This is a genomic window from Streptomyces sp. UNOC14_S4, from assembly GCF_020740835.1.
In the GTDB taxonomy this organism is placed as follows: domain Bacteria; phylum Actinomycetota; class Actinomycetes; order Streptomycetales; family Streptomycetaceae; genus Streptomyces.
In genome coordinates, this window is the sequence record NZ_JAINFC010000568.1 from 1 (window position 1) to 4612 (window position 4612).

At 72.1% G+C, this 4612-nt stretch carries 6 protein-coding genes; all 6 read right to left on the reverse strand.

Features of this window, described 5'->3' with window-relative positions; genetic code table 11:
• Positions 1-186: 186 nt before the first annotated feature.
• The 6 genes from K6I34_RS32160 to K6I34_RS32180 all read right to left on the reverse strand — a co-directional run bounded on the left by K6I34_RS32160 (position 187) and on the right by K6I34_RS32180 (position 4607).
• A complete protein-coding gene (locus tag K6I34_RS32160; protein ID WP_229331530.1) occupies positions 187-912 on the reverse strand; it encodes a hypothetical protein in 726 nt (241 codons plus the stop codon).
• Positions 909-1478, reverse strand: a complete 570-nt coding sequence (locus K6I34_RS32165; RefSeq protein ID WP_229331532.1) for an RNA polymerase sigma factor — start codon at positions 1476-1478, stop codon at positions 909-911. The genes K6I34_RS32160 and K6I34_RS32165 overlap by 4 nt, the downstream gene beginning before the upstream one ends.
• Positions 1475-1600: a hypothetical protein gene (locus K6I34_RS38480; RefSeq protein WP_275127201.1), complete on the reverse strand. Its 126-nt coding sequence runs from the start codon at positions 1598-1600 to the stop codon at positions 1475-1477. Before K6I34_RS38480 ends, K6I34_RS32165 begins: the two co-directional genes overlap by 4 nt.
• Positions 1601-1798: 198 nt before the next feature.
• Positions 1799-2827, reverse strand: a complete 1029-nt coding sequence (locus tag K6I34_RS32170; protein WP_229331534.1) for a pyridoxal-phosphate dependent enzyme — start codon at positions 2825-2827, stop codon at positions 1799-1801.
• Complete coding sequence (locus K6I34_RS32175; protein ID WP_229331536.1) at positions 2740-3741, reverse strand: GHMP kinase; 1002 nt, start codon at positions 3739-3741, stop codon at positions 2740-2742. Before K6I34_RS32175 ends, K6I34_RS32170 begins: the two co-directional genes overlap by 88 nt.
• 20 nt (positions 3742-3761) lie before the next feature.
• Complete coding sequence (locus K6I34_RS32180) at positions 3762-4607, reverse strand: Rossmann-like domain-containing protein (RefSeq protein WP_229331537.1); 846 nt, start codon at positions 4605-4607, stop codon at positions 3762-3764.
• Positions 4608-4612: the final 5 nt, after the last annotated feature.

Sequence of the window (4612 nt, forward strand, 5' to 3'; positions counted from 1 at the left end):
GGGCGCCGCTGAGGACAGCGGCGGTGAACTGGACGCGGTAGGGCAGGTTGCGTGGCGGCCAGGGTCTGCGGGGGCGTCGGCGGCGGAGCCGTCGGAGACGGTTCACAGGGGTTGCCTTTCGCTGGGCATGGGCGTGCCCTGCGGCCGGTGGGCTGCAGGGCACGCGAGGAGCCGGGGCCGGGTGGGTCAGTGGTGGCAGAGGAGCTCTTCGCGTTCGGCCTGTGAGGCGTCCTGGAGGTAGCCCTCGGGGATGGGGACAGGGCGGTTGCCGGGGCCGGTGGTGACCTCGCAGATACGGTCGCCGATGTCGGGGGCCCACGGCGACTTGGTGGTCGCGGCGGTGCGCGCGGAGAACAAGGGGGTCTCCCAGTCCTCGTCGCACAGGAAGTCGGAGCCGTGCAGTTCCCGGTAGCAGTGGACGGCTTCGACGGGCTCGTCGCGCAGGAGTCCTTCGAGGAAGAGGCAGTACGCGGCGGTGGAATCGTCCGCTCCGGCGGCGTAGCGCCACCAGAAGCGGGCTCCGTCGTCGTGCCCGGCGAGGTAGAGCAGGCATCCCAGGCCGCGCGCGGCGACGGGGTCGGTGGGGCGTTCGGCCTCGGCGAACTCGATCAGCCGGGCTGCGGCGCCGGGTGCTCTGCTGACCTGGCAGCAGAGTCCTTTGAGGTCGCCGTGCAGGCGTCGCTTGAGCTGCCACATGCAGCCGGGGGAGCGGCCGGTGACGGATTCCAGGAGGAGTGCGGCCAGCTCGGGGGAGGTGGGGACCAGCCAGCCGGCCGCGCGCCGCGCGGCGCAGGCGCGGCGCCGTTCGGCGTCCTCGATGCGGGCGCGCAGGAACCGGTCGTCTTCGGCGCGCTGTTCGCTGGTGTAGGCGGGGGTACGGATCTGTGACCCGCGTAGGAGGTCCTCGATCATCCGGGGTGGCCTTTCTCATGAGCGGTCGGGTCGAGGAGGGCGGCCAGGGCGGTCCGGCCGGCCGACAGGTGTGAGCGGACGGTGGAGTCGGTGATTCCGGTGATGTCGGCGACTTCCTCGACGGTGTGGCCCATCAGGTAGTGGAGGGCGATGCAGGTGCGCTGCCGCTCGGGAAGCTGGGCGACGGCATGGTGCAGCTCGAGGCGTGCGGAGACCTGCTCGATCTCTTCGTCGGGGATACCGGCGATGGGCTGGACGGTGGCCTGGAACGCGAGGCCGATGGGGGTGGAGGGGCGCCGGTCGCGTTTACGGAGCATGTCGACGACGGTGTCCCTGAGGATCTTGAAACCGTAGGCGTCGGCACTGGCACTGGCCAGGGCGTCGTCCCACCTCAGATAGAGCCGGAACAGGGCTTCGTTGGCAGCGTCACGGGCGTCCTCCATCGAGTGCAGCTGCCAGAGGGCCCACTTGACGTACCCGTCGCGCTTGCGCAGGACGAAGGACTCGTAGACCACTGACTGGTGCTCCGGTGTGGCCGTGCGCAGCACGGTGTTTTTGGCACTCATGCCGGTACCCGCGCGGGGCGGGGCAGCATGGTGTGGTGCTCGTTGTGCTGCTGTGTTCGCCTGAGGGAGGCGTTTTCCCCCACCAGGCGCTCGGGCGGCGCGGTGCCGTCGAACACGATCACAGGTTTCCTCGGTGTCGAGTCGTTCCGGGTTGTCCCCTCCCCCACCACCCGGAAGAGCATCGGTAGCTCTCACCTGTTATGCCGTCACGGGTGTCGCGTACGTCCAGCCGGTCCTACAAAAATATTGACTGAACGTAACTTCAAGATCGCTTCGCGCTACGGCGGACCTGGTGTCAGTACACCAGCCTGCGCATGCCGTCACCGCATGCCCCTCCCCACAGCTTCCGCAGCCCCCGGTGCGGGCCGTCGGTGCCAGCGCATGCGGGACCACGGCAGCGCGAGTTCCTCCGGTGCCGACACCTCGCGGGGTGCGAGCCGGTCCACGGGGGTCGCCTCCGCGTGGTGGGCGAAGACCGTGTCGACGTAGCGGTGGCCGGTGTCGGCCGCGACGAAGACCACCGTGCGGTCGGGGGACCGGTCGCGCTCCCAGCGGGCCGTGAGGTAGGCGGCGCCCGTGGAGAGGCCCGCGAAGACCGCGTGGCGGCGGAGCAGGTCGACGGAGCCCGAGCGCGCTGCCTCGAAGGAGAGCCAGTGCACGGTGTCGTACAGCTCGTGCGCGACGTTGCCGAAGGGGATCGAGCTGCCGATGCCCGCGATGATGATCTCCGGGTCGCTGACGTGCTCGCTGCCGAAGGTGACGCTGCCGTAGGGCTGTACGCCGACGAGGTCGACGTCGGGTGAGTCCTCGCGCAGGTAGCGGGCGAGGGCTCCGGTGGAGGCGCCGGAGCCCACGCCGCCGACGAGTGTGAGGCGGTCGGTGCCGGTCTCCTCGCGGACGCGCCGGGCGACGGAGCGGTAGCCGAGGTAGTGGATGTCGTCGTGGTACTGCCGCATCCAGTGGTGGCCGGGGCGCTCCGCCAGGATCTCGTGGATGCGCGCGACGCGGCGCTTCTGGTCGAGCTTGAGATCGGCGCAGGGTGCCATCTGCTCGAACTCCACACCGAGCACGGCGAGCTGGGTGCGCAGCGTGCGGTCGACGGTCGTCGAGCCGACGATGTGGCAGCGCATGCCGTAGCGGTGGCAGGCCAGGGCGAGGGCGTAGCCGTAGATGCCGCTGGAGCTGTCGAGGAGGGTGTCGCCGCGCCGTACGGCCCCGGTGTCGAGGAGGTGTCGTACCGCCGCCAGCGCGGAGACGGCCTTCATGGTCTCGAAGCGCAGGCAGACGAGCCGGTCGTCGAGGCGTACGAGGTCGGGGCGGCCGACGGATTCCGCGAAGTGCTGGTCCATTCCGGGGGCTCCTTGACAGTGGTCGAGGTCGTGAAGGTGCGGGTGACGGGGATGCCGTTGGAGTCCAGGGCGCGGGCGCACTGCCGCAGCCGGTGCCGCAGGCCGGGTGCCGTGGGGGAGAAGAGCAGCCCTGCCACCGTCCCGCTGTGCGCGATCTGCACGCCGACGGCGCCCACGTGGTCGGCGATGTCCGTGAGGGTGTCGAACTTCTCGTGTCGCAGCACCCGTTGGGCGCGTCGCGCGCTGGCGGTCGCGACGTGGCCGAGCAGCCCGGTGTCGCCCTCGGCCACGGCCCGCCGCAGCAGCGCGAGCAGCCGCGCGTACGCCCGAACGTCCTTCTCGCCATGGGACTGTGCGGGCAGGGACAGCGTGTCGACGGGGCCGCCCAGCGCGCAGCCCACGACGACGGCCGGTGGCAGGGCCGGGCCCAGGACCTCCAGGACCCGGCCCTCGCGCTGGGCGAACAGCACCGGGCGGCCGTCGAGCATCAGCGGGTCGGAGGCCAGCTCGGCGCGTACCGCCAGCCGGGCTACCGCGTCCGGCGGCAGCGCGGTGCCGAAGGCGTCGGCGACCGCCCGGACGACGGCGATGACGTCACTGGTGGAACTGCCCATGCCCAGGCCCACGGGGATGTCGCCGGTGAGGGTCAGCACCCCGCCGCACGGGGCCGTCCCGCGCCGCCGTGCGCACTCCTCGGCGGTGAGGGACGCGGCGCGCAGGGCCTTCGTACGGCCGGGCGGGAAGACGGTCAGGTCCCGCGGCGGGGCGCCGGGGTCCGCCGTGAACGTGGCATGGGAGCCCGGCCCGCTCATGGGGAGGGTGACCAGAGCGGCGCACCGGCGCCCGGCGGAGTCGAGGAAGACGCCCTGGAGGATCTCGCCGTGGTGACAGGGCGCGTGCCCGGTGCCGGACACGGTCCTGTGGGTGGCCGGTGTCACGAGCCGCTCGCGGCCCGGTAGCGGTACAGGGCGGTCGGCTCGGCGCTGAACTGCGAGAACGGGAACGGCTCGGCGGACAGCGCGGTCACCCCGTCGCCGAGGAAAGCCCGTGCCACGGCGCTGCCCGTCTGCGCGTAGACGATCAGGGGGATGCCACGGGTCCGGCAGCGTTCGAGGATCGTGTCGAACGAGCCGTTGCCGAGGGTCATCCCGGTGGCGACGACGGCCTCGGCGCGGTCGAGCACCTCGTGCATGTCGTCGGTCACCGGGTCGCCCCACTGGGTGGTCCGCAGGTTGAAGTCGCAGGGCAGTGGCGTGCCGCCGCGCTCGCGGATGGCGGCGACCAGCGGGTTGACCACGCCGATGAGGCCCACGCGGGTGCCCTCCTCGATGTCCAGCAGCCCGGCGACAGTCGCGTCCCGCGCCCGCGCCCTGGCCTCCGGGGTGCCCGCGGGGAGGAGGACCGCCTCGGCCTCCGCGCGGTCCGCGGCCGTCCGGTGCGGCCGTATCTCGGAGAGGTAGGCGTCGAGGGCGGCGATCCGCAGTGGCAGCGGCGCGGCGCGCAGCAGGACGTCGAGGGAGACGCCCGAGAAGTCGCGGCAGATCGCCGGGTCGAGTTGGCCCGCCTCGAACGCGCAGCCGCCGAAGGAGCCGCCGAGCCGTACGAGGACGTACTGGTTGAGATAGGTGGTGTCGCCACCCGCCAGCCGGGTGCCGTGGTGGACCCAGAACACGCTGGTGGCCACGAGGTCCGCGGGGAGCGGGCCGTGCTCACCCGCCCGTACGGCGGTGATGAGCCCGTCGACGGTGGGGGCGGTGGCGGTGTGGCTCGTCGTCTTCATGAGAC

Bases quoted from the DNA above. Each gene is read 5' to 3' on its own strand.
- K6I34_RS32165 (WP_229331532.1), bottom strand. From the start codon at position 1,478: ATGAGTGCCAAAAACACCGTGCTGCGCACGGCCACACCGGAGCACCAG.
- K6I34_RS32160 (WP_229331530.1), bottom strand. From the start codon at position 912: ATGATCGAGGACCTCCTACGCGGGTCACAGATCCGTACCCCCGCCTAC.
- K6I34_RS32170 (WP_229331534.1), bottom strand. From the start codon at position 2,827: ATGGACCAGCACTTCGCGGAATCCGTCGGCCGCCCCGACCTCGTACGC.
- K6I34_RS32180 (WP_229331537.1), bottom strand. From the start codon at position 4,607: ATGAAGACGACGAGCCACACCGCCACCGCCCCCACCGTCGACGGGCTC.